This is a genomic window from Sporosarcina sp. Y1009 (genome assembly GCF_057669865.1).
The window spans coordinates 146,163-169,278 of sequence record NZ_JBYHFO010000001.1 but is presented as its reverse complement, the minus strand read 5'-3'; the positions used below and the strand labels follow the sequence as shown (position 1 = coordinate 169,278).

The following is a 23,116-nucleotide window of genomic DNA, read 5'->3' as shown; positions in this document are numbered from 1 at the left end:
CAATTATCTCAACAGATATAGGGAAGGAGATAAAAAAATGGCAGAGCACTATTTCCACCTAACGGCAAATTGGCCGGGTTTACGAAACGATGTTGGAACGATTGACGCGGGGAATTTGAAAACAGAAGTCTCGATTCCGCCGGAGATGGACGGGCCGGGGATTGGAACAAATCCAGATGAAATGCTCTTAGGTGCAGCAGCGACTTGTTATATTATTACATTGGCTGCGATCATGGAGCGAAGTAATCTTGAGAAAGAAGCACTGACAATGGAAGCAGTTGGTGTAGTCGATGTGACGAATGGTGTCATTACATATAAAAAAATCATTCATAAACCACTTATTTTACTAAAAGTGAATGCAACGGAAAGAGACAAATCGCTTGCGCTTAGACTTGCAGAAAAAGCAGAAACTTCCTGTATGATTAGCCGAGCCATTCAAGGAAACGTTCAAGTTGAATTAGAAGCAACTATTAAAGTTTCTAAATGAAAAATAGCCCTATACAACATTAAAGTTGAATGGGGCTATTTTTTCATTCGACTTTAATGTCGTTTCCTCGATTTGCATACCATGTGTAGAAATGATCGGCCATCTGAACGGGAATGTCGTCTACTCCGCTATGGTGAACGGGTTTTGCCCGATTTACAGTTCCAATGGATGCAAGTCCGAGTAATTGTTGTAATTTGCTACGTGTAACATTGACTTCAATTATTTTTTCACGTTTTGATATAAAAACTGTCGTCTGAAAACTCCCTGATTTGAATTGAATAAAATTGTCATTCATAGCGAATCGTGTGTTGAAATAATCAAGCAATCTTAAACTGATAATTAATACAAGTAATGCCGCCGAGCCTATCCACCAAGTATGTTCAAAATCAAATGGCGTGGGCTTAAAATAATAGAGTGTAATTGTCACAATCAACCAAAACCAACTGGGTTTTAAGAGCCGGATCCAGAACGACTTTTTCGGAAGTTTACGCATCGATTCTGTTATTTCATAGTCTGGTAATAGTTCGTGAATCATCTCATAAGCACGTTTAATCGGTAGAAAAGGGTACAGTGAATTCGTCGCAAGTTCATCGTCACCAACACTACCAGCACTGATTAATTTAATTTCCGCAAGTCCTAGGATTCGTTTAATAGTCGATTGTGTAATTTCAATTGCTTGAACTTTTTCTTTTGAAATAGTAAAGAAAGATTCAGTCAAAACCCCTTTTTTAATGAAAATACGTTCTTCATCAGATGCGATTTCATATTTTCCATACTTCAAAAAGGTCCTAATAATTCCAGCAATGATAGAAATGATGAACAATAAAATAACGACAATTACGATGACAAGCGTAGACGTTAAAAATCGTGACAGAAAGCCTTCAGCAAATTCCTCCACACCATCAAAATTGGTAATCTTTGAATAAATCGATCCGAAGATTGGAATTATCAAAAGAAAACTGAAAGAAGTGAATGATGCTTTTAACAGGTCTTTCTTAGTAGGTGTGAAATGAAGGGTTCGCCCTGAAATAGTCATATTAGGCTGATCGATATCCTCAATTCCGGGAGACTCTTCGACACTTGTCTCAAATTGGTCCAGTAACGCCTCGATTCGAGAAGCTTCCAAATTTGAAACTACTTTAAATTCAACAGTCGTATTTGCACCTGTTTCTAACGTTAGGGATGTAAGTTTAAAAAGTCTCTGGAAGAAAGAGGTCTGCCTTTGTATATTTTGAATTCGAGAAAAAGGAATAACGCTCTCACTTTTACTAAAGATCCCCTTATAAATATGAAAATTGTCGTCCTGTATTTCGTATTTATTAACGACCCAGTCTAATAAAATATTAATGATTGCTCCTGCAAACAATAATAAAAGAAGGATTCTACCGTATGTATAAAGCGTTGAATCATTACTGAAGGAAAGAATGAAAATGAATATAAGGAAAAAACTATTTTTCACAAAACCCCATAAGTCCATTGCAATAACGAATGGATGATAACGTCGACGTTTCTCCATTATTCTACTTCCTTTATTTTTGCGAAATGTGCAATTTGGTTCCTTAATTCATAGGCGACATCTTTAGGCAATGTGGGAATGACGTGAGAAGATCCCATGGTTTCGATAGAGATAGAGTAAAGTCCGTACTTTCTAAGTATTGGACCTTGGTTAGTAGAAACAGATTGAATTTTTGTCATCGGAACAAGTTGGTGTTCTTCATGAAAAGCGCCAAACTTTAATTGTAAAAACTCTTCGTTAGCAGCGTATCGCCAATTTTTATATAGTATAAAAGGTTTAATGAAGACGGACCAAATTCCGGACAATGCGATTAAAGAAGTAATCCCTATTAATATCCACCCAATCCATTCATACCAAGAAAACCGGAAATCTACATAGAGTAGAACCGCAAATAGGATAAGCCAAATAGAATAACTTATGATTCCACTAATAATCCAAACTTTTACTGAGTCCTTTGATAACCTGTTTTCAGGTGCGTGAATTTCCGAATACATTAAACCACTCCTATGAATCAATTAATAACTTACTTCTAATACGTATTGAAGCCCGTAAAGTTTCAATGGAAACTTTACGGTTTGCAATGATCATAAAGGTTCGAGCAACGAGCACAAACCACAACGCAACGATCATAAAAAAGGAAATCGTCCTGCTCCGAGAATAACCGTTCGAGCAACGATCACAAACCACAACGCAGCGATCATAACTGCACCCGCACCGCCCAAATTCCCCATACTTTCATTTTACCTAAGAAATTAGCAACAAAAAAAGGCAATCAGTAAGAGGCTGATGCCTTTTCGGTAACTATTCAGTTAGTCAATCCTTAGTAGTGGTTTTAATTGGAACAAGATCGAAAATATCATGGTCCTCAAAAGCATCGATGAGGCGGTCGAGCCAATCGTAATAATCTCGAATATAGATAATTTTATCTCTGTCGACTTTAGCTTTCTCCAAAATTTCAGGACTAATGGACTCGTCATTTATAAGTTGCTCAAGTTCATTGAGCGATTTTCTAATGGCAGTTGAATGCAGCGACACCGATCTTCTCCATCTACTATTAAACATATCAATGAAACTTTGATACCAATCATCTTTCACTTCATATAAGTCTTTTCGAACGCCGCGTTGCCATACGCGATCTACTAATTTGGCATCTGCCAACGCTCTAATCGATGTGCTCATACTTGTCTTACTCATTCCAAGCTCTTCAGACATATCGTCGAGGGTTAGTGGACGATCCTGGAAAAACATCATTCCATATTGTCTACCGGCAGATGGTGGGAGGCCGTATAAATGTATATTTTGCGCAATCGACTCAGCGATACGATTACGTGCCTTTTCCAGTCTTTCTTCACCATCCATATTCCGTTCCTCCTTATAGCTAATGGCTTATATAAAAGCTTATTCTAGCTGTTTCTATATAGCGTATTACAGTTTTTCTTAAAAAGCAATTCATAGCGACGAAAGTTTGTACAGTTTTAACCGTATATTCGATTTAAATGGTTAAAACAGTTGTATTGCAATCTTGTTACAGATATACTGATAGACATTCGGAAATTTATAGATTTTAGGGAGTGTAAGTATGACTGAGCAAAATGCCAAGAAAAAGATCGAAGTGAAAGACGCGACGAAAATTTTTGGCAAAAACAACAAACGGGCAGTGCAACTGCTTAATGAAGGAAAAACGAAAGAAGAAGTATTAAAAGCTACCGGCGCAACAGTCGGTGTGAAAAATGCATCGTTTGACGTGTATGATGGTGAAATATTTGTCATAATGGGCCTTTCTGGAAGTGGAAAGTCGACATTAGTCAGATTACTTAACAGATTAATAGACCCTACGTCGGGGCATGTTCTACTCGATGGTGAAGACATTGTTCAAATGAATAAAGAGCAACTTCGCGAAGTTCGTCGGAAAAAAATAGGCATGGTGTTCCAAAACTTTGCACTATTTCCGCATAAGACCATTCTTTCAAATACCGAATACGGATTGGAAGTTAAGGGAGTTTTGAAAGAAGAGCGGGCGAAAAAGGCAAAAGAGTCCTTGAGACTAGTAGGACTTAAAGGATATGAAGAACAACTCCCATCCCAATTGAGTGGTGGAATGCAGCAACGTGTGGGACTTGCAAGAGCACTCGCTAATGATCCAGATATATTGCTTATGGATGAAGCATTTAGCGCGCTTGACCCACTCATCCGAAAAGATATGCAAGATGAATTGTTACAACTTCACGATAATATGAGGAAAACAATTATCTTCATTACGCATGACTTGGACGAAGCACTCAGAATTGGTGATCGAATCGCGTTAATGAAAGACGGAGAAATTGTTCAAATTGGAACTCCTGAAGAAATATTGATGAATCCATCAAATGAATATGTCGAGCGATTTGTTGAAGACGTCGATTTAGCTAAAGTATTAACGGCAGCACATATTATGAAGAAAGCAGATACAGTGCAGATAGACCGTGGTCCTAGGGTTGCGCTTAGACTCATGAAGACACTGCGTATTTCATCCATTTATGTTGTGGATAAAAGTGGACGATTGCTTGGTGCAGTTACTGCCCAAGATGCAGTGAAAGCGACAGAATCGAATAAATCCCTTGAAGAAATACTTATAGTCGATATTCTCAAGATTCCAGAGGATCGATTGCTAACGGAGTTGTTTGATGTCGTATCAACGGCTACAATACCAGTCGCTGTTGTCAATGAAGAGAATCGACTTCAAGGAATTATTATTCGCGGTGCGCTAATCGGGGCATTGGCTGGAAATAATCAGTTCATTAATGAAAATGGAATTGTCGATTCTGTCGATGAAGTAACTTCGGAGGTGGAGACAAATGGATAAACTTTTACCTCGAATTCCGTTTGCCGATTGGATTGATAATGGTGTCGATTGGCTTGTTCAAACATTTAGTGCCGTCTTTGACGGAATTGCCGTATTGCTAGAATCAATTGTTGAAGGATCTGTCGATGGGCTAGAGCTCGTTCCATCAATTTTGCTTGCATTTGTGTTTGCTTTGCTCGCTTGGTGGATATCAACTAGAAAAATCGCGGTGTTCTCACTCATCGGATTTTTATTCATCGATTACTTGGGGTATTGGTATCCAATGCTTCAAATGCTCGCACTCGTCCTCACATCCGTTGTTTTTGCCATAGCAATTGGCATACCGATAGGAATATGGGGTTCTCAAAATGCAACTGCACGAAAAGTTATTAATCCCATTCTGGATCTCATGCAGACGATGCCAGCATTTGTCTACTTGATTCCAGCAATATTCTTTTTCAATATAGGTGTTGTACCAGGAGTTGTCGCATCCGTTATATTTTCGATGCCGCCAACAATCCGTTTAACGATGTTAGGAATACAACAAGTACCTGAAGATTTAATTGAAGCGACGGAAGCATTTGGGTCGACATCGTGGCAACGGCTGAGTAAAATTCAGATTCCGTTAGCTAAACCAACTATAATGGCAGGGGTTAACCAGAGCATTATGCTCTCATTGTCTATGGTGGTAATCGCTTCAATGGTAGGAGCACCAGGGCTTGGAGAACAAGTATATCGAGCTGTAACACAGTTGAAAACAGGGGTTGGCGTTGAAGTAGGTGTGGCTATTGTAATCGTAGCGATTATTTTGGACAGAATTACGCAACATGCCGGTACCAAAAAACAAGGAGGAAAAACATCATGAAAATCAAGAAAAAAGTATTAGGACTCGGAGCGGTTGCTCTATTAGCGGTCGGATTAGCTGCATGTGGCGACGCTGAAGAAACAGACGATAATGCAACAGGAAGCTCAACAGAAGCGGTCGGTGAGTCAGTCGATTATAAAATTACAGGAATCGATCCAGGTGCTGGTATTATGGAAAAAACAGAAGAAGCACTTGTTGACTATGAACTAGATGAATGGACGCTTACAACAGGTTCGGGTTCGGCAATGACAGCTGCTTTGAAAAGAGCATATGCTAATGAAGAGCCGATTATTGTTACAGGTTGGACACCACACTGGAAGTTTGCAGAATTTGACTTGAAATACCTTGACGATCCGGAAGGTACCTACGGTGGTGAAGAAGAAATTCATTCAATTGGACGTACTGGACTTGCAGATGATTTACCAGAAGCTCATACAATTCTTTCCAACTTTAACTGGTCAGAGGACGATATGGGTGAAGTGATGATTGTAATGCAAGAGGGCGAAAATGAAGTAGATGCAGCACAAACATGGATTGATGCAAACGCAGATAAAGTCGCAGAGTGGACTGATGGCGTTGAGGCAGTCGATGGTGATAAAATCAAACTTGCATATGTTGCATGGGACAGTGAAATCGCGAGTCATAATGTGATGAAAATTGTTCTTGAAGATGTAGGCTATGATGTTACGTTGACACAAGTTGAAGCAGGACCAATGTGGACAGCTATTGCTGATGGTAGTGCAGACGCAACACTTGCTGCCTGGTTACCAGTTACACATGCAACTTATGCTGAAAAATTCGATGGTGATTTCGAAGATTTAGGAATCAATATGGAAGGCGTTAAAATTGGCTTGGTAGTTCCAAGATATATGGACATCGATTCAATTGAAGACTTAAAAGAATAATTTAGTGAACAATTAGACTCAGTTCCGAGCAATCGGGCTGAGTTTTTTTGATTTATTTTTCTACCTATGTTACGTTGAAGTAGCATATAAATACAAACTCTTCGGGGCAAGGTGAAATTCCTTACCGACGGTGATCGAGCAAAGAAGAATTGTACTGCATTCTTCTCCATTGCTCGTTAGTCCGTGACCCGCGCCTTTTACTTAACGAGGGGCGGTGGAGCTGGTGAAATTCTGGCACCGACAGTTAAAGTCTGGATGGGAGAAGTTGTTTGGCTATTTTTATATGCAATGCTTTGGTCTTTGTCCTTTTCAATTTGAATGGAAGGGGGAATACCAAAAGTTGTGACTATATAAAGCGCTTAGCTGCATGAAGACCTTGATTTCAATTGGAAATTGATAGGTATCATGACGCCCAGAAAACCAAATCCTTTCAAAAGGAATTGGAACTTGGCTTATTAAAGTTACACTTTGAGACTCTTAGAAAAAAGACAAAGCACGCAAACCAAGCATTTTTCATTTTATCAAATACGGTAATCCATACGTCACTTTAAAGCCCGCCACCCTGGTCGGTGCATTTTTAGACGCGAATTTGGATTGGTCATTCACTGACTAATTTTTAAATCAAACCCAAATTGCGATTTCAATCGACGGTAAACCGTACTTCATGATAATCCTTTCCCAACCACTCATTGCCCCTAGGTGGAAAGAATCCAACATATTATTTTAGATCTAAGTTTAACAGTGAAAAAATATTTTAACACTTGTATCTGCCCAGTTAGAAACGGATTTTTCGGCATTTTCATTCGTTACCTTGGTTGGATTAAACCAGAGAACGAATGGACATTATTTGAATAAGGTATCAAAATTCACTGGAAATGGTGCTTATTTATTTATGGCAAAATTTCACTTCAAGTTTTCGATTTACGGATAATTGGGAGGCTTCATATGCTTTAAAGTAGGAGGAATCACCATATATGTTCACTGGAATTATTGAGGAAATTGGAACTATATCCCGGGTCACGCCAGGAGCTACTTCACTTCAACTTGCGATTAGATGTAAGAAAGTGCTTAGTGACGTGAACAAAGGCGACAGTATAGCTATTAATGGCGTGTGCTTAACAGTCTCAAACTTTTCGGTAGATCATTTTACAGCTGATGTAATACCAGAGACAGTAAAAGCGACGACATTACAAGAACTTCGTTCAGGAAGTAAGGTGAATTTGGAACGAGCAATGGCTGCAAATGGCAGATTTGGCGGTCATTTCGTTAGTGGTCATGTTGATGGTACGGGTGAAATAATTTCTATTGAAAAAGTTGCGAATGCATCGTATTTGGAGATTAAAATAGATCTCCAACTGTTGAATTATTTCATACCAAAAGGCTCGGTGACAGTTGATGGAACGTCATTAACAATTTTTGGTGTGACGGAAATAGGGTTTATTATTTCTTTAATTCCTGTCACTCAAGATGATTCAGTCGTTGGATATAAAAAAGTCGGAGATAAAGTCAATATTGAATGTGATATGTTAGCGAAATATATCGAAAGATTACTCATAAGAAAAGAAAATACCCCAAGTAGCAGCGTAACGATGGACACGCTGATTTCAAACGGATTTTTAGATTAAGGAGTTGAGCGAATTGTACGCAACAGTAGAAGAAGCAATTGAAGAACTTAAACTTGGGAAAGCAATTATCGTTGTAGATGATGAAGACCGAGAAAATGAAGGAGATTTTGTTGCTTTAGGTGAATTTGCAACGCCTCAAATGATTAATTTCATGGCAACTGAAGGCCGTGGCCTCATATGTGTGCCAATTGAAGAAGAGAAAGCAGTGCAACTCGATTTAAAACCAATGACTGAAAACAATAGTGATGCGTATGGAACAGCTTTTACAGTCAGCATTGACCATGCCTTAGTACATACAGGGATTTCAGCGTTTGAACGGTCAGATACCATTTTAAAAATGCTTAGCAGTGATGCAAAACCCACTGACTTTAAAAGACCAGGGCATATCTTCCCGTTGGTTTCTAAAGCAGGCGGAGTCTTGAGACGACCTGGACACACAGAAGCGGCGGTTGATTTGGCCAAATTAGCGGGCTCAGATTCAGTTGGTGTCATTTGCGAAATTATGAACGAAGACGGGACGATGGCTAGAAGTTTGCAGTTAAAAGAAATTGCAAAACGTTTTGATTTAGTCATTTTAACGATTAAAGATTTGATTTCGTACCGTCGTCAAAATGAAAAAAGTCAATTACATAATTGAGGGGGAACCATAATGGGAACTATATATGAAGGACATTTAGTTGGTACTGGGTTAAAGATTGGGATTGTCGTGGCAAGGTTTAATGAATTTATTACTGGAAAACTTTTAAGTGGGGCAGAAGATGCGCTACGTCGCCACGGTGTAAATGAAAGTGATATTGCCACTGCATGGGTACCAGGTGCTTTTGAAATTCCACTTGTCGCAAAGAAAATGGCTACTTCAGGAAAGTATGATGCAATTATTACTTTGGGAACAGTGATTCGCGGATCTACACCGCATTTTGACTACGTATGTAGTGAAGTTGCTAAAGGAGTTTCAGCCATTAATATGGATGAAGGAATACCTGTTATTTTTGGTGTGTTAACGACAGATTCAATTGAACAAGCTATTGAGCGTGCGGGTACGAAAGCTGGAAATAAAGGTTGGGATGCAGCTGCTTCCGCGATTGAAATGGCAAATTTATTGAAACAGATTTAAGTTTAAAAAAAATCTATCGTAAGAAACATAAAACCTCAACTCGGTCTATCCGAGCTGAGGTTTGTGTTTTACTCTTCAGAAACATATTCATCTTTTGCCGCACCAAGACCGACAAATAAAATGCAAAAGGTCGCTGCGATTAATAATAATAATGGGAATGTCCAACCGTTTGTCAGGTCAAATAGAAGACCGAAAAGTGGTGGCCCGGAAGCCGCCAGTAAATATCCGAATGATTGTGCCATCGCTGATAAATCGGCCGCATGGAAAGAATTATGCGTACGCAGTGAGAAAAACATCATCGCTAAACCAAATGCGAATGCTGCTCCCACACCGATAATAATCACTGAAGGCAGGACTAGTAATGTCCCTCCGAACAAAATTCCAGAAAGCCCAGCTGTCATCAGTACAAATGTAATCCAGACAAGCGGAACTTGGTTTTTCATGCGACCTGCAATAATGGGAACGAGGAATGTAAAAGGTAATTGCGAAAATTGAATAGCAGATAGCATCCAACCGGCTTGTCCCGATTCCATACCACGACTTTGTAAAATTACAGGTAACCAAGCAACGAGACTATAAAATAATAAAGACTGCAAGCCCATAAATATAGTGATTTTCCATGCGAGTTTTGAACGCCATAAGGACTTTCCTTTGACACCGTTTTTCCCTGGTAATGCTTCTTTTCGGCGATGTCGAATTTGAGGGATCCAGATAACTAAGGCGACAACGGCAAGTATTGCCCAGATGCCGATTGACCCTTTCCATCCCAAACTGCTTGATGTGGCAATTGGAATGCTTATACCAGCTGCAATAGCCCCAGTTAGGTTCATTGAGATCGAATAGACGCCCGTCATCATGCCGATGTTATTGGCGAATTTCATCTTGATAAATGCCGGCATAAGCACATTGGCGATTGCGATACCGGCACCCATGAGAATTGTACCGATATACAAAGAAGACGGACCACCAACTGGTCTTAAGAGAAGCCCCATAGAAAGGACAATGAGCACGACAAACAAAACCATTTCCATTCCGAATCTTCGTGCTAAACGAGGTGCGAAAGGGGATAATACGGCAAATGCTAGTAATGGAATTGTCGTTAATGTTCCAATTGCAGCATTTGAAATCCCTAGACTATCACGGATCGCAGGAACAATCGGGCCAACTGCAGTGATGGGTGCCCGTAAATTCATTGCAAGAAAAATAATTCCAACAACAAGAATGATTAAACTAGTTGTTGAACGCCGCTGCTTTGTCTCTTTTTTAACAGAAACGCTCATACAATTTCCTCCTTATGTAAGACTATAAAGCTACTATGTAAATAGTTCTTCCAATGGGCAACATTATCAGTTATTTCAAGAAATGTAAATGTTATTGACTGAAAATTAGTATTGAAATGAAAAATGCACCCCAGTATACTGGAGCGCATAATTATTCTCATTCATCGATTAAGTTTCCTTCGGCAGGAATAGGGGTCTTTTTCAAAATTCGTGATAAATGAATGGTATTGTAAGCAAGCATTTCAACATTTTTTTTCGTAAAATCATTTTGTTGGCCAGCATCTATATATGAAGGACCTGGACCCGCATCTCCAACCCAATAAGCATCCACATTAGGCGGAACGACAAACCCTATATGTGATAAACCGTATAAAATAGATGCAGATGCGTGTTTCGCTCCATCTTCATTTCCCGTCACAATAGCGCCACCGACTTTGTTGTAATAAATTGCTTGTCCTTTATCATTGGTTTCTGAACTACTTCCATATAGACGTTCAATCGCTAGCGCGGCGATACTACTTTTTTCACCAAGCCAGAGAGGTGTTCCAATTAGTAAAATATCTGCAGCTTTTACTTTTTCTAAAATAGATGGCCACTCATCACCTTGGCCCATATCTGGTTTGATACCGTAAGCTATGTTGTAGTCTGCTAATCGAATAATTTCCGAATCGATTTCTTCATTTTGATAAATCATTTGCACTTTTTCAGCAAGTGCTTCTGTATTCGATTTTTCATCTGTACTTTTTAATGATGCAATAAGAATAACTGCTTTCAAGATGATCTCTCCTCATTATAAGTGTCTTTATTTATATAGACGAACTACTTCGAATTCAAACATAAAGTCGGAGTTCTCGCGATATACTTGAAATAAAGATATACTTATTAACAGAATATATAATTGAAAAGGGGTCTCAACATGACAAATCAAAAAAATGACACGCTTCCAGAAAAATCTTGCTCTATCGAACGGCTTGTGACAATGGATGCCGATATAGAAAAAGTATTGAACGGTGAGAAAACAGCAACGAGACGTAACGGGGTGTATGCTTATCCTGGTGAGATTATGGTGTTGAATGGCAAAGAATTCAAAATCGATGCGCTGTATTCACAAACACTTGGCGAACTAACGGACGAAAATGCCAAGCAAGAAGGCTATTCGAGTGTCGAAGACTATAAAGAATCAATTTTAGCATTTCATCCGAAAATGCCTTGGTTACCTAAGATGAGCGTCTGGGTTCATGAGTTTAGCCCTGCAGAGAAGTGATTTAAGGAATGAAGCTTGCCTTCTACTCATTAATTGTTTTCATACATGTGTTGAGTGCTGTACTAGCAATTGGACCGTTGTTCATCTTAATGCCGACTATTAAACGATTACGCGGCGTTGATATGCAAGTGGAAAATGCGTATCTTTCCATTGTCAACGTTGTCATTCGGATTGTCATGCACGCAGGACATGCCCTCGTCGTATCAGGTGTACTATTAGTAATCTTTGGACCATGGCCATGGCATACATCATGGGTCGTAATGACAGTAATCGTTTTACTATTGTCAGGTTTATTTTTATCAAGAGGATTTACAATTGTCCTTAGACGCTTTAATAAACCGAACGAAGATAAAAACCATATCTTAGATCGATTAAAGCAAACATCATGGATTTACATCGGTTTAATGATTGTGATGCTCTGGCTCATGATTCAAAAACCAATGTTATGGTGACATACATATGAAAAAGTGTATCTCAATTGAGCTACACTTTTTTGTTGGTAAATTCTGACTCACAAAAATAGAAGCGCATTGAAAAGTTTGCCATGGATATTATTTATAACGACTAACCATAATAGGTTGCTTGGATAATGTTTAAGAATTAAAGAATAAAGGAATTACAAGAAAGAACCAACAATTGCATTCGTAATATCTTATAAAAATGGAGGCGTTTAAATGAAGAAGCTTATAGGAAGACTCATAAAATATGGACCGATTGTTTTTCCGATTGTCATGAAAATAGTGAAAAATAAAAAGGGTAAAAAAGTCGTACGCTAGATTTCAAATTAGGCTTGTTCTGAATGAGAATGTCATTCAGAACAAGCCTTTATTTATAACTTCTATTTTTGCATTACTAGGAAAACATAAAAAACTCCGTTGACATATCTGAATCTTCATAGTAGTATACTATTTATTAGTAAGTAAAGGTTACTAACCAAAGATTAATGATCAATAGAATAGTAGGTTAAGGGGGCTTACTTAATGCGTAGTAGACAGAGGATTGTCATTATCGGAGCGGGTAGTGCAATCTTTGGACTGAGCATGATAAAAGATGCATTCTCGACGAAAGAATTATGGGGAAGTACGCTTGTTTTAATGGATATCAATAATGAGGCTGTAGAAAAAACAGCACGAGCTGCTAATCGCATTAATGATGTTCTTGGGGCGAACTATCAGATTTCAGCGACTACCGACAGGAAAGAGGCTTTGCAAGGCGCTGATTTCATCATCGTTTCAATTGCCGTTGACCGTGTGGAGATGTGGAAACAGGATTTTGCTGTACCACAGAAACATGGTATTAAACATGTCTTGGGAGAGAACGTTGGTCCCGGCGCAGTGTTTCACACAATGAGAAACCTACCGATCTTTATGGACATTTGCAAAGATATTGAATTGATTTGTCCGAATGCATTATTGATTAATTTCACGAACCCGGAAAGTAGATTGTGTATGGCTATCAAAAAATATACAAAAGTAAAAGCAGTGGGGCTCTGTCATCAAATCAATGCGGGAATTGAAATTGTGTCTACAATATTAGCGATTGACCGTGAACATATTGATGTAAAAGCATGGGGCATTAACCATTTCACATGGATCTTCGATATGAGAGATAAAAGAACAGGGGAAGATCTATACCCACTATTTCGTGAAAAAGAGGCTGTCTATAATAAAGAATATGAGAAATTATCGCGGTTCATTTTCCAGCATTATGGGTTATTTCCAACATCAGGAGACGGCCATTTAGGTGAGTTTTTTCCCTATGCGCATGAGCTGATATCAGCGAATGGCTATGACTTTGAAAAATATGAAAAACGGCGACAAAGTATTGTAAGTGTTCTCGATGGCGTCATCAGCGGTGAAATTCCCATCGATGATAAACTGATTGCTCCTTCAGGCGAAAAAGCATTCACGATCATCAACGGCATCGTGCATAACACAAATGAGTTGTTGGAATCTGTAAATTTACCAAACGATGGTTATATTTCTAACTTACCAACAGAGGCAATTGTTGAGGTACCAGCTGTCATCAGTGGCCACGGCGTAAATGGTCTTGCGTTGGGTGAATTGCCGCGAGGGATAGCGGCGATGTGCAGAACACAGATAGATATCCAGCATCTTGTTGTAGATGCTGGTGTTAAAGGGGATCATGGACTTGTCATTCAGGCATTGCTTACAGATCCAAATGTTCCGAGTGCAGAAGCTGCGCTGAAAATATATGATGAGCTGATGGACATCAACAAACCCTACCTGCCGCAGTTTACCTGATATCCAACCATCATTAGAAGGGGGAGGAGTGTAATCACCATCAGGAATATACAAGTAAATCCTCAATATATGAAATATATTAATAAGAAAAAAATCCTGCATTATATTCAAAAAAATCCCGGACGTTCTAGATCTGAAGTTGCCAAAGCATTGAAGATTAGCAAACCCACTATATCTAAACTTGTTGATGAATTAATCGGTGAAGGCTGGTTTCGTGAACAAGAGAGTCTTAGTTCAAGTTCATCTGGTGGCAGACGAGCTTTCCAGATTTTCTTCAATCATAATGCCAAATATATTGTTGGCGTAGATATTGGTGGAACCTCGGTAGAGATTGGCGTTATGAATTTAAACGGTGAAATCATAGAGAAAGTAGTATTTTCAACACAGGCGTATTTGTCTAAGGACTTAGCTCAATCTATTGCTGATAAAATCACCTTACTCATTGAGAAAAATGATTTAGCTACCAGTCAAATTCTCGGCGCAGGAATTGGTGTTCCCGGTATTACAGATGTTGAAAAGGGAATTGTTATTGATGCACCGAGTTTAGGATGGAAACAATTTAATTTGTTAGACAGTATTGGTGAAGTTTTACCATTTCCAGTTTACATCGATAATGATGTGAACGTTGCAGCACTCGGTGAGCAATGGAAAGGAGCGGGTAGAGATAAGGATAATATTTTACAAATTACATTGGGTACTGGGATAGGTTGCGGAATGATTATCAATGGTCAGCTGTACCGGGGGTCATCTTTTGCTGCTGGCGAAATTGGTTATATGGTAACAGATAAGCATGCAGCCGAAGAAGCATATGACAGCATCTTTTCAGGCTACGGCTTTCTAGACAGTCATGTAGGTGGACCATCTATCACAAGGAGAATGATGAAGTATCTGGGAGAAAGTGAAAAAGAATCGGCTGATTGGCCAGCGAAGAGAATTTTTGAGTTAGCGATTGAAGGCGATAAAAATGCGTTAACCATCGTTGATGATGCTTTTTCCCATCTTGCGTTCGCACTGGTCAATGTGATTTCAATCGTCAATCCAGAATGCGTCATCATAGGGGGTGGCATCTCAAAGTCCATGCATCATTTTCTACCCAAAATCATGTCAACGATCAATCAACATTTGCCAATCGAAACGACGGTCACAATCACGAAACTTAATAATGTGTCGATTTTAGGCGCGGGATATTTAGTTTTAAAAGAACATGATTCTATCTTGCAGGTGTGATTATATTATTAAATTGGCATTATATCTTAAAAATATGAAAGTAGGGGGATTTACATGATTAAAAAATGGTGGCTAGGTTTAGTTGCTTTAGGTTTACTGTCAGTATTATTGGTAGCTTGTTCGGACGACAAAGATTCTTCCGACAAAGATTCCTCATCGAATGAAGGATCAGGCGACGACGAAATTGTATTGGAATACTGGCAGTACGCTTTTGACGCAAAAGTTAAGTTGATGGATGAGCTAATTGCGGAATTCGAAGCAGATAACCCTGGTATCAAAGTAAAGCAGACCAACTTTCCTTATGATCAATATAATGAAAAGGTAGCAGCACAAGTCCCTGCGGGGAAAGGGCCAGACGTGATCAATTTATTTTATGGATGGGTTCCAAAGTATGTGGATTCTGGCTATTTACAGCCATTACCACAAGATGCATTTCCACATGCGGAAATTGAAAGCGAATTTTTCCCATTGGTTGAAGCGACAAAACTTGATGGTGAATATTGGACGATTCCAACTGCAGTAAGAACGCTAGCGCTATTTTATAACAAAGATCTTTTTGAAGAGGCAGGCTTAGATCCGAATTCTCCGCCAAAAGACTGGGACGAATTGCAGGAGTATGCTGAAAAACTTACAAAGGCAGACGGTAGTGGGAGATTAGAACAATCAGGTATGGCTTGGGAGCCTTCACAGCAAGGACATCAATGGTTACGTGACGGTTTGACGCGCCAGGCTGGTGGGGAAGTAATGAGCGAAGACAAGAAATCAGTGGTTTGGGGTGAAGATCCAGCGGGTCTGGAAGCTTTCAAGTACTGGTTGAGTTTTCCTAAAGATTTAGTAACATCTGAGGTTGGATTTTATACGGATGACGTAACCGCTTTCTTGACTGAAAAAGCAGCCATGAATATTGATGGTTCATTCCGTATTGGTACGATTCAAAGTGATGCACCTGATTTGAACTACGGGGTTGCACCACTACCTGGAAATAAAGAAGATTCTACGAACGCTTCATTCTGGACGAACGGGATTACTGCAAAAGTTGAAGGTGAGAAACTTGAGGCGGCTACTAAATTCATTAAATTTCTAACTAGCAAAGAAGTCATGGAGAAGTGGATTGATGCAACTGGTGAACTACCTGCCAAAGAAGAAGTTGCGATGCAAGATAAATATGTCAATGATGAAGTATACGGGGCATTTATCAATTCGCTACCATTTGCAAATGCTCATTTCTTCGTAGATGAGACTGTAGAACGTCAGCTTGTCATCGATGCTGCAGACAAAGTCCTACTACAGGATATGGACGTAGAGGAAGCTTACAATGAATTAGTAGAAGAGACAAAGAAATTACATGAGAATTATTGGAGCGATAAATAAGAGAAAAGTGAGCCAAAGGTTATTTATAGCCTTTGGTTCTATCAACTATTAGGAGGTGCCAAGTGGGAGAGAATCATTCTGCATCGAACCAGAAAACAATACAAAAGACATCACTGATACAAAAATTCAGGGGTAATGTAAAATACCAAAAATATCTTTTTGTCTATACTTGTCTGTTGCTTCCAATTCTATTTTTCATTGGCATTCGTATACTTCCTACGCTATTCACATTTAACGTAGGTTTTAGGGATTGGAATTTACTCGCGACAGGGATAAGACCATTTATCGGTCTAGAAAACTACCAGGCACTTATACAAGATAAAGTATTTATCAAGTCTGCAGTGAACACATTGATTTATATTGTGTTAGGCGTTTCTGGACAATTGTTTTTCGGAATTATTGTTGCACTCCTACTACATAAAATAAATCGATTTGTCGGTTTTTTCAGAGTCATCTATTTTATCCCCTATGTAACTAGTATTGTTGCAATCAGTTGGGTATTTCAGTGGATTTTGATGAAAAACGGAATTATTAATGACATCTTAATAAAAATCGGTCTATCACCACAACCATTTTTAAACTCACCCGATCAAGCAATATACGTCATCATCGGCGCGATGATTTGGCAGGCATTAGGTTTTCAAATGGTTCTGTTTTTAGCTGGTTTAGAAAATATTCCTAAGATGTTGTATGAGGCAGCAGAGATTGATGGTGCAAGTCCTTGGCAAAAATTCTGGCATGTGACAGTTCCACTGTTGAATCCGACGATTGTATTCTCAGCAGTAATTGGAAGCATTAACTTCATCCAAGTATCCTTTACCCAAGTCATTAACATGAGTTCGGACGGCACTGGGGGTCCGCTGAATTCTACGATGACAGTTGTGGTGTATATTTACCAGTTGGCTTTTAGAAAGTTTGATATGGGACTTGCATCGGCTGCGACCGTCTTGTTGTTTCTATTCATTTTGGCCTTGACCTTATTCCAAATGAAGGTGCTAACTCGGAAATTCGATTATTAGAAAGGGGGATGTGAGAGAATGAAAGTTGGAAATATATTAACGTACGTAGCATTGATATTGGGTTCCATTATTATGCTATTTCCCTTTGTTTGGATGGTTTCTACTTCTTTAAAATCGCCAATTGATATTTTTAGTCTGGATATCATACCGGAAAATATAACCTTCAGTAACTACACTAAAGTGCTGGAAGAAAGTTTATTTGCCAAATGGTTCCTAAATAGCTTAATTATCGCCACGGCTACGACAATCAGTGTTGCATTTTTCGATACACTTGTTGGTTATATTATTGCCAAGTTTTCTTTTGTTGGTCGCGGCGTTTTGTTCATACTAATATTAAGTACACTAATGGTTCCAACTGAAATGCTAATTATTCCATGGTTTATGATGAGTTCCGATTTTGGCTGGACGGACACGTACTGGGGAATTTTGTTTCCAGGATTAATGACTGGATTCGGCGTATTTTTAATGAGGCAATTCATGGAGCAAATTCCTGATGATCTTCTAAACGCAGCTCGTATTGATGGCATGAATGAATTTATGATATTTTTTAAGATTGCCATTCCACAAGTTTGGCCGGCACTTGCTGCTTTAAGTATCTTCACATTCCTCGGTAACTGGAATGCATTTCTATGGCCATTAATCGTTATTGAGTCTGCGGCACTTAGGACGCTGCCCGTTGGCTTATCTTTCTTCTCATCGGGGGAGGCAGAGTCGCAGTGGCATCTAATCATGACAGGGTCTACCATAGCGGTTATTCCATTAATTTTAGTGTTCATTTTCCTACAGCGTCATATTATTTCTGGGATTACCTTGACGGGAATGAAGTGATTTTACATAAAAATAGCCTAGAAGGTTTTTATAAACCTTCTAGGCTATTTTTTATATTTAATTATCTTCTATTCCATAGCTGATTAAATTCGTGAAAATTCGATAGCCTCCAGGAACTTGATTGTCGATTTGGCGATAAAAGACCAAGTTCGTGTACAAGTAAGTTCCTTCTCCGTACTCAGCCATTAAAATACCACCTGTGAATGGATCTTCATCTGGGTCGGCCATGCTGACAAACGTTTCATAACGCTCATCCCAGTTCATTGGGTAATAGAGTCCGCGTTCTTGCACCCAATGATCCCAATCGTTAGTTGTAATGTTATTTGGGTAGTTGAAAAGCTTATGTTCTGGTTGCGTCATGGTGACTTCCGCATTTTCATCAGTTACGCGCCAACGAATTGACGGGTTACCAATTTCTAATGGATACGGTGCGCTTGTTTGTATATTCCAGTTGTCTCCTGGTTTATGGTATTGAACAACCAAGTGTCCGCCGTTCTCAACGTATTCATGCAGTCGCTCATTGTTTTGAACCAAATCTGCACGTGAAAGATTTGCTCTAATGCCCGTTACGATTGTGTCGTATACAGAAAGGTCTCCAGAAGCTAAATCGTTCTCGGTGAGTTTTGTTAAATCAAATCCAGCATTGATTAAATCGTCTGCTATTGTATCAAATCCACTTTCGATATAACCTACCTTTAAATTATCTGGCTTGAGTAGTTCGAAAGCTACTCCGTTGATGGCAGATGAATAAAGGAAGTAGGCATCGTTGATATGGTCGTACTTTATTTCTTGAACGGTGTTATCGAATGTTTTTCCATTAGAAGTTGCCAGAACATCGATTGAGAAATTTCCTTCTTCAACCTCTCTAGTAGGGTGGATCGTAAAACTTATTTCTCTTTCGTCAAAACGTTCGGAAAAACTGACATCGATTTGCGCTGGATTGCTTGTCCAACCTTCAGGAAGCGCTAAAGAAACGGAAGCATTATTCTCACCATTGAAGTAGTTTTTGACGCTTACGGTTACTGGTACTTCATCTTGTATATCTGCCGTATTAATCATCAAGTTGACAGGATTGGATGATAAGCTGATTTCTGGCAGCACTGCAACAGTGTTATCCAGCTCCAAAATCTTTTCTGTTTCAAATCCATTTTCTTTAAACTGGATGTTAGATTGAATGACCGATGAATCATACGGATGGAAATATGGTTCGTCTTTCGGTACTGTTACCTTAAAAGTAACTGTTTTTGTTTCATTTGGTTTTAAATGTTTAATATTTCCTTTTGCGTTAACCAGCCAATTATCAGGCACTAAGAGGGATGGTTCAATATGATTGATTTTCTTCTTACCCTCATTCGTAATTGTCATACTAACCGTAGTTGTTTCGCCTTGTGTCAATACATCTGAGTCTGTAACTGTTTCAACTTTCAAACTTGAGGAAACGAAGCTGACTTCCTGTAATTGTTCTTCTTTTAATGTTAGTTTATGGAGCAAATCATTTTTCAGAGATGGATCCATTTTTGCCTTATTCGTATCTGAGATAAGCTTATGAATATCTTTTAAAGCTTTTTGTGATTTGGGTAAAATCGATTCTCGTTTCGGATAAAGCTTAATAATATCATCTAATTCATTTTGAAGATTTTGTAAATGAACGCGTAAATTATTCTGTGGGACAACTTGTGCCCATTCTTTTAAATCGTAAGGAATACCTGAAAAGAGCTCATCGTTGTCAGCATCCACCGCAATATCGATTAGTTCTAAATGTGCCTGTCTTGGTGCCACAGGGAGGTCTCTGCCCATTCCTTGACTCTTGTGCAAGTATCTCGAAGCTTCCCCGAGCTGTGGATAGGACATTTCGTAAATTGGATCATAATCTCCAATTTCAATAGATGTTGTGGCAGTGCTTTCTGATTCAGCTGGAAGATACAGCTTTTTAATTTGCCAGACGGATAATCCATCGTCAAGTTGCTCCGGGAAAATGGCTGGATCTGCTGCATCTTCAAATGCTTGTAGACTCAAGATTGAAATCGCACGGTGATGTCCATGCTGATTATCAACATCACGGAAGGAAGGCATAACAATATCTGGTTGATAGGTTCTTATGAATCGGATGAGTCGTTCATAAGTTACTTCCTCTCCCCATTTTTCCAATGTTTCATCAGGTGATTTCGAAAATCCGAAATCAAAGATCAAATCCGATGTTGTTTCACTTAAGTGATAGGCTTTCACACCATTTACTTTGGCAGCCTCTATCATTTCATTGGATCTAATGATGCCAAGGCCATCACCTAGTTCTGTACCAATTTCATTTTGGCCCCCTTCACCACGATTGGCAATGAGGCTCGCAGATTTGACACCCAGCCCCCTAGATAAATAGGCGAGCAGATCGCTTCGTTCATCATCTGGATGAGCGCCGGTATTTAAAAATGTGACAGTTGTACTTAACGGGTTTACTGCATTCCATAATTCCACGTCGGAGGTGGCCTGATTATCGGCTTTTCCAAGGAGGGGAGTCATAGACAGCAGTAACAAGAGTGACGCAAGTATCTTGAATCGTTTTTTCATTATTGTAACCCCTTTCATTTTTTGTTAGCAAATGAAATCGTACAATAGATGATTATCAAATTCTTTTGGTTAGTAAAGATAACTAACCAAATAGCTGTCATCATTCGCTTATGAACAATTTTATCAATAGGTTTGTATATTGTAAATATTATAAAAGTTCTATTTATTCGACGTTGAAATAAGAGAAGATAATGATTTTATCGTGAGGTATGCCTTTAGTTGTAGGTTATTTATCTTTCTTTTAAGAGGTTTTCAACAATTCAATAGTTATTTGTACATTGAAGGGAAGAATCAAGATGAGATGTTTTACAGGCAACTGCCTATATACTCCTGGATTAAGATGTTTCTGACATTTTCTCAAGAAAAAGATTATTGCGATTCTTTTCGGATAACTGGTACAATTAAGATGTAAATCATTATTTCAAAAGGAGTGATGACATGTCAGTAGATATTTATATGAATTTTGATGGGAATTGCAGAGAAGCAGTTGAATTTTATGCGGAAGTATTTAGAACTGAAAAACCAGAAATTATGACTTTCGGAGATGCGCCGCCAAATCCGGATTATCAACTTCCAGAAGAAGCGAAAGACTTGGTTATGCACACGCGCCTCAACATTAATGGAAGCAATGTTATGTTTTCAGACGTATTTCCTGGATCCCCATTTGTTGCAGGAAATAATATTAGCCTTGCGTTTGTAACCGAAGATCTTGATGCCATTCAATCTGTATTTAACCAACTGGCAGAAGGCGGTACGATCGCAATGGAGCTTCAGGAAACATTTTGGAGTAAGAGCTATGGTAGTCTAAAGGACAAGTTTGGAATTGAATGGCAAGTCAGCCATGAAGAGGACAAGGTAGTATAAAACGAGCGTAATATAGGGTAAAGAATTTTTTCTTCCATGAAAAAGTTCTGTGCCCTTTTTAATTCCGTAACCGAAACGACAACAATGTTTGTTGGATTAAACCGCAAAGAGTCGTGCTGCATATAGTGTATAACACTTAGACAGTTACTTTGACCTTCTCTAATCTTAAAAAAAGAAAGTGTGACGGGGGAATGATTATAATGGAATTCAAGGTTTATAAGGATGTAAATGAATTCTCACTGAAAGCAGAACCGGTTTTAGTTCAGAAAGAAGATGTGAACAGCCTTTTTTTAGGTGTTTTACAAGGCATAAAATCTGGACAGTATAAAAATCCATTAATGGCAACAATTGAAGAGGAAGATAGAGTAATCGCAGTTTTTCAAATGACACCGCCACATCCATTAAACATTATTTTTGTTGATGAAGATTGTTTGGAAGAATCTCTGGATTTATTAATAGAAAATTTATTGGATCTTAAGGTTGAACTCCCTTCAATTATTAGTTTGAAAACCTGGTCGTATCGATTTGCAAGTAAGTGGGAATCCGAAACGGGAATGTCTACTAAACTAGTGATGGATCAAGGATTGTATCGACTCGATCATGTTAACGAAAATTTGGAGAAAAGCTCAGGTACTTGGCGTTTTCCAGAGGAGATAGATTGTCATCTTATCGAAGGATGGTATTATTTATTTGCTGAAGAGGCAGGAGTTCCAATTCCATCAACAAATGCTATTAAAGAAAATGTAGCAAAAATGATAGATAAACGAGAAGTGTTTCTCTGGGAAGACGATGGGGAAGTTGTATCCATGATGAAAAAGTCACGGCCAACAAATCGTGGTATTACTGTTGGGTTGGTCTACACACCGAAGGATAAGCGTAGAAAAGGGTATGCACGGACATTGGTAGCGGCAATCTCCAAAGAACTTCTGAAAGACTACAACTTTTGCACACTGTACACGGATATGATGAATCCAACATCGAATAAAATATATAAAGAAATCGGCTATGTAAGGATTGTGGATTCTGTTCAGCTAGGGTTTGAGGAGAAGTAACAATGACACCCCTAGCAACATAAGAAAAAACTGACGACTACTAATAGCTCGT

The 23,116-nt window shown here is 38.9% G+C and carries 22 protein-coding genes, 1 pseudogene and 1 riboswitch; of the genes and pseudogenes, 17 read left to right on the top strand and 6 right to left on the bottom strand.

The window, feature by feature from the left end; all coding sequences use genetic code 11:
* The first annotated feature begins 37 nt into the window (after positions 1-37).
* Positions 38-487, top strand: a complete 450-nt coding sequence (locus AC25Y1_RS00840; protein ID WP_488146040.1) for an OsmC family protein — start codon at positions 38-40, stop codon at positions 485-487.
* A 43-nt stretch (positions 488-530) separates the two neighbouring features.
* On the opposite strand, the gene AC25Y1_RS00835 is transcribed toward AC25Y1_RS00840, so the two are convergent.
* From AC25Y1_RS00835 to AC25Y1_RS00825, 3 genes are all read right to left on the bottom strand, one after another.
* Entirely contained in the window at positions 531-2,003 is a 1,473-nt protein-coding gene (locus tag AC25Y1_RS00835) for a PH domain-containing protein (RefSeq protein WP_488146039.1), read from the bottom strand.
* A complete protein-coding gene (locus AC25Y1_RS00830; protein ID WP_488146038.1) occupies positions 2,003-2,497 on the bottom strand; it encodes a PH domain-containing protein in 495 nt (164 codons plus the stop codon). The genes AC25Y1_RS00835 and AC25Y1_RS00830 overlap by 1 nt, the downstream gene beginning before the upstream one ends.
* A 319-nt stretch (positions 2,498-2,816) precedes the next feature.
* Positions 2,817-3,362, bottom strand: coding sequence for a GbsR/MarR family transcriptional regulator (locus tag AC25Y1_RS00825; RefSeq protein ID WP_488146037.1), 546 nt, complete (start codon positions 3,360-3,362; stop codon positions 2,817-2,819).
* 220 nt (positions 3,363-3,582) lie between these two features.
* Between AC25Y1_RS00825 and AC25Y1_RS00820 the strand changes: the two genes are divergently transcribed.
* The 6 genes and pseudogenes from AC25Y1_RS00820 to ribH all read left to right on the top strand — a co-directional run bounded on the left by AC25Y1_RS00820 (position 3,583) and on the right by ribH (position 9,333).
* Positions 3,583-4,845 carry a quaternary amine ABC transporter ATP-binding protein gene (locus tag AC25Y1_RS00820; protein ID WP_488146036.1) on the top strand — a complete coding sequence of 421 codons (1,263 nt, stop codon included), beginning with the start codon at positions 3,583-3,585 and terminating at the stop codon, positions 4,843-4,845.
* Positions 4,838-5,689 (top strand): ABC transporter permease, encoded by an 852-nt coding sequence (locus AC25Y1_RS00815; RefSeq protein ID WP_488146035.1) that lies wholly within the window; start codon positions 4,838-4,840, stop codon positions 5,687-5,689. The genes AC25Y1_RS00820 and AC25Y1_RS00815 overlap by 8 nt, the downstream gene beginning before the upstream one ends.
* A 2-nt stretch (positions 5,690-5,691) precedes the next feature.
* Positions 5,692-6,594 (top strand): glycine betaine ABC transporter substrate-binding protein, encoded by a 903-nt coding sequence (locus AC25Y1_RS00810; protein ID WP_488146371.1) that lies wholly within the window; start codon positions 5,692-5,694, stop codon positions 6,592-6,594.
* A gap of 93 nt (positions 6,595-6,687) precedes the next feature.
* Positions 6,688-6,865: riboswitch (FMN riboswitch) on the top strand.
* A 703-nt stretch (positions 6,866-7,568) separates the two neighbouring features.
* Positions 7,569-8,219 carry a riboflavin synthase gene (gene ribE / locus AC25Y1_RS00805; protein ID WP_488146034.1) on the top strand — a complete coding sequence of 217 codons (651 nt, stop codon included), beginning with the start codon at positions 7,569-7,571 and terminating at the stop codon, positions 8,217-8,219.
* Positions 8,220-8,232: 13 nt separating this feature from the next.
* A pseudogene (gene ribB / locus AC25Y1_RS00800) lies at positions 8,233-8,838 on the top strand (3,4-dihydroxy-2-butanone-4-phosphate synthase); the annotation flags it as partial.
* A 30-nt stretch (positions 8,839-8,868) separates the two neighbouring features.
* Positions 8,869-9,333 carry a 6,7-dimethyl-8-ribityllumazine synthase gene (gene ribH, locus AC25Y1_RS00795; protein WP_488146033.1) on the top strand — a complete coding sequence of 155 codons (465 nt, stop codon included), beginning with the start codon at positions 8,869-8,871 and terminating at the stop codon, positions 9,331-9,333.
* Between the two features lie 68 nt (positions 9,334-9,401).
* On the opposite strand, the gene AC25Y1_RS00790 is transcribed toward ribH, so the two are convergent.
* Both AC25Y1_RS00790 and AC25Y1_RS00785 read right to left on the bottom strand, forming a co-directional pair.
* Positions 9,402-10,613, bottom strand: coding sequence for a CynX/NimT family MFS transporter (locus tag AC25Y1_RS00790; protein ID WP_488146032.1), 1,212 nt, complete (start codon positions 10,611-10,613; stop codon positions 9,402-9,404).
* 157 nt (positions 10,614-10,770) lie between these two features.
* The gene (locus tag AC25Y1_RS00785; RefSeq protein ID WP_488146370.1) at positions 10,771-11,394 is read right to left on the bottom strand and encodes a flavodoxin family protein; all 624 of its coding nucleotides are present in this window, start codon (positions 11,392-11,394) and stop codon (positions 10,771-10,773) included.
* Between the two features lie 135 nt (positions 11,395-11,529).
* Between AC25Y1_RS00785 and AC25Y1_RS00780 the strand changes: the two genes are divergently transcribed.
* The 8 genes from AC25Y1_RS00780 (at position 11,530) to AC25Y1_RS00745 (ending at position 18,586) form a co-directional block, all read left to right on the top strand.
* Positions 11,530-11,877, top strand: coding sequence for an ASCH domain-containing protein (locus AC25Y1_RS00780; protein ID WP_488146031.1), 348 nt, complete (start codon positions 11,530-11,532; stop codon positions 11,875-11,877).
* An 8-nt stretch (positions 11,878-11,885) separates the two neighbouring features.
* Complete coding sequence (locus AC25Y1_RS00775) at positions 11,886-12,329, top strand: DUF2269 family protein (protein WP_488146030.1); 444 nt, start codon at positions 11,886-11,888, stop codon at positions 12,327-12,329.
* Positions 12,330-12,551: 222 nt separating this feature from the next.
* Positions 12,552-12,653 (top strand): hypothetical protein, encoded by a 102-nt coding sequence (locus AC25Y1_RS00770; protein ID WP_488146029.1) that lies wholly within the window; start codon positions 12,552-12,554, stop codon positions 12,651-12,653.
* Between the two features lie 204 nt (positions 12,654-12,857).
* Positions 12,858-14,141 (top strand): family 4 glycosyl hydrolase, encoded by a 1,284-nt coding sequence (locus AC25Y1_RS00765; RefSeq protein WP_488146028.1) that lies wholly within the window; start codon positions 12,858-12,860, stop codon positions 14,139-14,141.
* A gap of 69 nt (positions 14,142-14,210) precedes the next feature.
* The gene (locus AC25Y1_RS00760) at positions 14,211-15,368 is read left to right on the top strand and encodes an ROK family transcriptional regulator (protein ID WP_488146027.1); all 1,158 of its coding nucleotides are present in this window, start codon (positions 14,211-14,213) and stop codon (positions 15,366-15,368) included.
* Between the two features lie 54 nt (positions 15,369-15,422).
* Positions 15,423-16,739 carry a sugar ABC transporter substrate-binding protein gene (locus AC25Y1_RS00755; RefSeq protein WP_488146026.1) on the top strand — a complete coding sequence of 439 codons (1,317 nt, stop codon included), beginning with the start codon at positions 15,423-15,425 and terminating at the stop codon, positions 16,737-16,739.
* A gap of 62 nt (positions 16,740-16,801) precedes the next feature.
* The gene (locus AC25Y1_RS00750; RefSeq protein WP_488146025.1) at positions 16,802-17,758 is read left to right on the top strand and encodes a carbohydrate ABC transporter permease; all 957 of its coding nucleotides are present in this window, start codon (positions 16,802-16,804) and stop codon (positions 17,756-17,758) included.
* A gap of 18 nt (positions 17,759-17,776) precedes the next feature.
* The gene (locus tag AC25Y1_RS00745; RefSeq protein ID WP_488146024.1) at positions 17,777-18,586 is read left to right on the top strand and encodes a carbohydrate ABC transporter permease; all 810 of its coding nucleotides are present in this window, start codon (positions 17,777-17,779) and stop codon (positions 18,584-18,586) included.
* Positions 18,587-18,643: 57 nt separating this feature from the next.
* On the opposite strand, the gene AC25Y1_RS00740 is transcribed toward AC25Y1_RS00745, so the two are convergent.
* Positions 18,644-21,148 carry a PIG-L family deacetylase gene (locus tag AC25Y1_RS00740; protein WP_488146023.1) on the bottom strand — a complete coding sequence of 835 codons (2,505 nt, stop codon included), beginning with the start codon at positions 21,146-21,148 and terminating at the stop codon, positions 18,644-18,646.
* Between the two features lie 438 nt (positions 21,149-21,586).
* Between AC25Y1_RS00740 and AC25Y1_RS00735 the strand changes: the two genes are divergently transcribed.
* Positions 21,587-22,012, top strand: a complete 426-nt coding sequence (locus AC25Y1_RS00735) for a VOC family protein (RefSeq protein WP_488146022.1) — start codon at positions 21,587-21,589, stop codon at positions 22,010-22,012.
* A gap of 200 nt (positions 22,013-22,212) precedes the next feature.
* Positions 22,213-23,064 carry a GNAT family N-acetyltransferase gene (locus tag AC25Y1_RS00730; protein ID WP_488146021.1) on the top strand — a complete coding sequence of 284 codons (852 nt, stop codon included), beginning with the start codon at positions 22,213-22,215 and terminating at the stop codon, positions 23,062-23,064.
* Positions 23,065-23,116: the final 52 nt, after the last annotated feature.